We start from the raw sequence: 4,005 nt of genomic DNA, 5'->3' as shown, positions 1-4,005 counted from the left end.
AAGGAAGTGAATATGGAAAAAATATTAACATTTAGAGATTTAGGTTTAACTGAAAAAACTTTAAAGCCTCTAGAAAAAAAAGGTTTTGAACAGCCAAGTCCGATACAGGCTTTAACTATACCAGCATTATTAAACGGAGACAAAGACATAATTGGTCAAGCACAAACAGGAACAGGGAAAACAGCAGCTTTCTCTTTACCAATTCTTGAAAAAATAGAGAAGAGTACAGGGTATGTACAGGCTATAATATTGGCACCAACAAGAGAGTTAGCAGTTCAAGTAGCTGAAGAGATGAACTCTTTAGCACACGGAAGAAGATTAAAAATAATTCCAGTTTATGGAGGACAATCATTAGAGCAACAAAAAAGACAACTTAATAAAGGTGTTGATATAGTTGTTGGTACTCCTGGAAGAGTAATGGATTTAATGAACAGACAAGTTTTAAAACTTAACAATATCGATTACTTCATATTAGATGAAGCTGATGAGATGTTAAATATGGGATTCGTTGAGGATATAGAACAGATTTTAACTCAAACTAATGAGGATAAAAGAATGTTATTTTTCTCAGCAACTATGCCATCAGAAATCTTAAAAATAGCTAAATCTCATATGAGAGAGCATGAAGTATTAGCAGTTAAGAAGAAAGAGTTAACAACAAACTTAACAGAGCAAATTTACTTTGAAGTAAAAGAGAAAGATAAATTTGAAGCACTTTGCAGAATAATTGATATCGAATTAGATTTCTATGGAATAGTGTTCTGTAGAACTAAAAATGATGTAAATGAACTTGTAGGAAAGCTACAAGATAGAGGTTATGATGTTGAAGGACTACACGGAGATATCAGCCAAAATCATAGAGAGGTTACTTTAAGAAGATTTAAAAATAAAAACTTAAACATTCTTATTGCAACAGACGTAGCGGCAAGAGGAATAGACGTAAATGATCTTTCTCATGTTATAAACTATGCAATTCCTCAAGAGGCAGAGAGTTATGTACATAGAATCGGTAGAACAGGAAGAGCAGGTAAGCAAGGAACTGCTATAACTTTCATAACTCCATCTGAGTATAGAAAGTTACTTCAAATTCAGAGAATAACAAAGACAGAGATCAAAAAAGAGCAAGTTCCTGGAGTGAAAGATGTAATCTTAGCTAAAAAGACAAGATTATTTGATGGAGTAAAGGATATCATATCAAATGGAGATGCTGAGTCATATTACGATATGGCAAAGGAGTTATTAAGTCAAGAAGCCACTCCAATAGAGATAATAGCTGCTATATTAAAAAATTGTTATGATGAAGAGTTAGAAGAGACTAACTACTCTGATATAGAGAGCGTTTCAATCGAAAAAACAGGTAAGACAAGACTGTTTATCGCTCTTGGTAAAAAAGATAAAATGACACCAAGAAAATTAGTTGATTTAATATCTAAAAAAGCTAAAGTTCATGAGTCAAAATTAAAAGGTGTAGAAGTATATGAAAACTTCTCATTTGTTTCTGTTCCATTTGTAGAGGCAGAGACTATAATTGATGTTTTCCAAAGAGATAGAAAAGGAAGAAAACCTTTAATCGAGAAAGCAAAACAATCAAGAAAGTAATTGAATAAAAAAATAAAAAAGCTGTAACTAGGGAAACCAAAGTACAGCTTTTTTCAACATAAAAATGGGAGAGTGTTATGAAAAAGAAAATCTTGATATTGTTATTTTTGATATTAGCGATACCTACGGCTCTTTTTAAATTTTATTCAATAAAAGTTGCAGAGAAAAAAGATTATAACATACAAGTAAATCTAAAACAGGGAATGAGTTTAAATAGCGTTTTTAATAAATTGGGTATTGAAGATTCACTAATTTTTAAGATATTTTTAAAATATGAGAAAAATTCAGGAAAAAATATTAAGGCTGGATTTTATGAATTCAATGGAAAATACTCCTATGCGGACATACTTCAAATGATGGAAGAGGGGAAAGTTAAGTATACTATTTTAACGATTCCAGAGGGGTATTCAATAAAAGAGATTGGAAAACTCCTACAAGATAGAGGTATTGGAACAGAGGATGGTTTAAAAAAAGCCTTGGCAAATATAAAGGATTTTCCTTATTTGACACCAAATGGAAATTTTGAAGGGTATTTATATCCTGAAACTTACTATCTTTCAGTTGATACAAATGAGACTGAGATTGTAAAGGCTATGACAAAAGAGTTTATTAAGAGATTTCCTCCTGAGCAGTATCCGGATAAAAAAAGATTTTATGAGCAGTTAATTATGGCTTCAATTATTGAAAGAGAGGCACAATTAAAAGAGGAAAAACCATTGATGGCCTCAGTTTTCTACAATCGTTTAAAAAAAGGGATGAATTTAGGCTCAGATGCGACGGTAAACTATGCCTATGACTACAGTAAAAGAAGGATGTACTATAAAGATTTAAAAATAGATTCACCATATAATACCTATATGTACAAAGGGCTACCGCCGGCACCTATATCCAATCCAGATTATAACTCTGTTATGGCAGCCTTAAAGCCAGCCAATACAGATTATCTATTTTTTGTAGTAACTAGTAATGGAAAACACACATTTACAAAAACATATAAAGAGCATCTAGAGATTCAAAAGAAAAGTAAGAACTGATTAGGAGAGTAGTATTATGGAAAAAACAGTTTTAGTTGGTATAAATAGTCAATTTATTCATACTAATTTAGCAATTAGATATTTAAAAAGTTATGTAGAAAAATATAGTGATTTAAAAATAGATATATATGAAACGAATATAAACAATCAAATTCAGAGTATAATAACAGATCTATTTAATCTAAATGCCAACCACTATATATTTTCAACTTATATCTGGAATAAAGAGTATGTATTTAGAATAATAAAAGAGTTAAAAAAAATTATGCCTAGCATAACAATAACATTGGGAGGTCCTGAGGTTAGCTATAATGCAAAAGAATCCCTGATGGAAAATAGTTCAATTGATTTTATATTAGTTGGAGAGGGCGAGAAAGTTATTTTAAACTTTTTGACCAATGAGGATAAGATTCAAAGAGGTGTTGCCACATTAAGAGATGGAGAATACATATATATTGGAGATGAGTATCCAATAGAAAACTTAGATATAATACCTTTTCCTTACAGCGAAAAGGAGTTAAAGGAGAATATAAAAATCTTATATTATGAATCTAGTAGAGGTTGTCCGTTTAGTTGCTCATACTGCTTATCATCAATAGATAAGGGAGTGAGATATCTATCTCTAGATAGAGTAAAAAAAGATTTAAAAAAATTCTTAGATTCAGGTGTGGAACTACTAAAATTTGTAGATAGAACATACAACTTAAAAAAAGATAGATATCTTGGAATTTGGGAGTATCTACTAGAAAATTATAGAGAGGGAATAACATTCCATTTTGAAATAAATGCAAATATTTTTGATGAAGAGATTATTGAATTTTTAAAAAAAGTTCCAGAGGGATATTTTCAATTTGAAATAGGTGTTCAAAGTATAAATAAAGAAACTATGGATAGTATAAATAGAAGAAACCTATTGGAGAGATTAAAGAATAATATTAAGGCAATATCTAAAAATATCCATCTACATGTGGACTTAATAGCAGGGTTACCATATGATACATATGAAAGTTTTAAAGACTCTTTTGACTATGTATATGATTTAGATTCTGAGATGATTCAACTTGGATTTTTGAAGATATTAAGTGGAACAAAGATCTCAAGGGAGATTGAAAAATATGACTATAAATATATTGAGTTTCCACCTTATGAGGTACTTTCAAATTGCTTTATAAAATATGAAGAGTTGGTAAAATTAAAAAATATTGAAAAAATGTTAGATTACTACTATAATTCAGAAAAATTTAAACACTCAATAAAATATATAGTAGAGAACTATTATAAAAGACCTTTTGATCTATTTGAGGATATAGCAAAATATTACAATAGAAATAATCTATTGGGTATTGGACATAAAGTAGTAGCTATGTTTGAC

The 4,005-nt window shown here is 29.8% G+C and carries 3 protein-coding genes; all 3 read left to right on the top strand.

Annotation, left to right across the window (positions count from 1 at the left end; translation table 11 throughout):
• Positions 1 to 12 precede the first annotated feature (12 nt).
• The gene (locus ACMOUI_RS08500; RefSeq protein WP_418965294.1) at positions 13 to 1,599 is read left to right on the top strand and encodes a DEAD/DEAH box helicase; all 1,587 of its coding nucleotides are present in this window, start codon (positions 13 to 15) and stop codon (positions 1,597 to 1,599) included.
• A 77-nt stretch (positions 1,600 to 1,676) separates the two neighbouring features.
• Positions 1,677 to 2,633: an endolytic transglycosylase MltG gene (gene mltG / locus ACMOUI_RS08495; RefSeq protein WP_418965293.1), complete on the top strand. Its 957-nt coding sequence runs from the start codon at positions 1,677 to 1,679 to the stop codon at positions 2,631 to 2,633.
• Between the two features lie 16 nt (positions 2,634 to 2,649).
• On the top strand, positions 2,650 to 4,005 hold a 1,356-nt coding region (locus ACMOUI_RS08490; protein WP_418965292.1), incomplete at its 3' end, for a DUF4080 domain-containing protein.

This window comes from Cetobacterium sp., assembly GCF_048470075.1.
GTDB lineage: Bacteria > Fusobacteriota > Fusobacteriia > Fusobacteriales > Fusobacteriaceae > Cetobacterium_A.
The sequence above is the reverse complement of the archived record's forward strand: the minus strand, read 5'-3'. Positions and strand labels throughout refer to the sequence as shown.

Coding starts and splice junctions, on each gene's coding strand:
- mltG (WP_418965293.1), top strand. CDS start 1,677: ATGAAAAAGAAAATCTTGATATTGTTATTTTTGATATTAGCGATACCT.
- ACMOUI_RS08500 (WP_418965294.1), top strand. CDS start 13: ATGGAAAAAATATTAACATTTAGAGATTTAGGTTTAACTGAAAAAACT.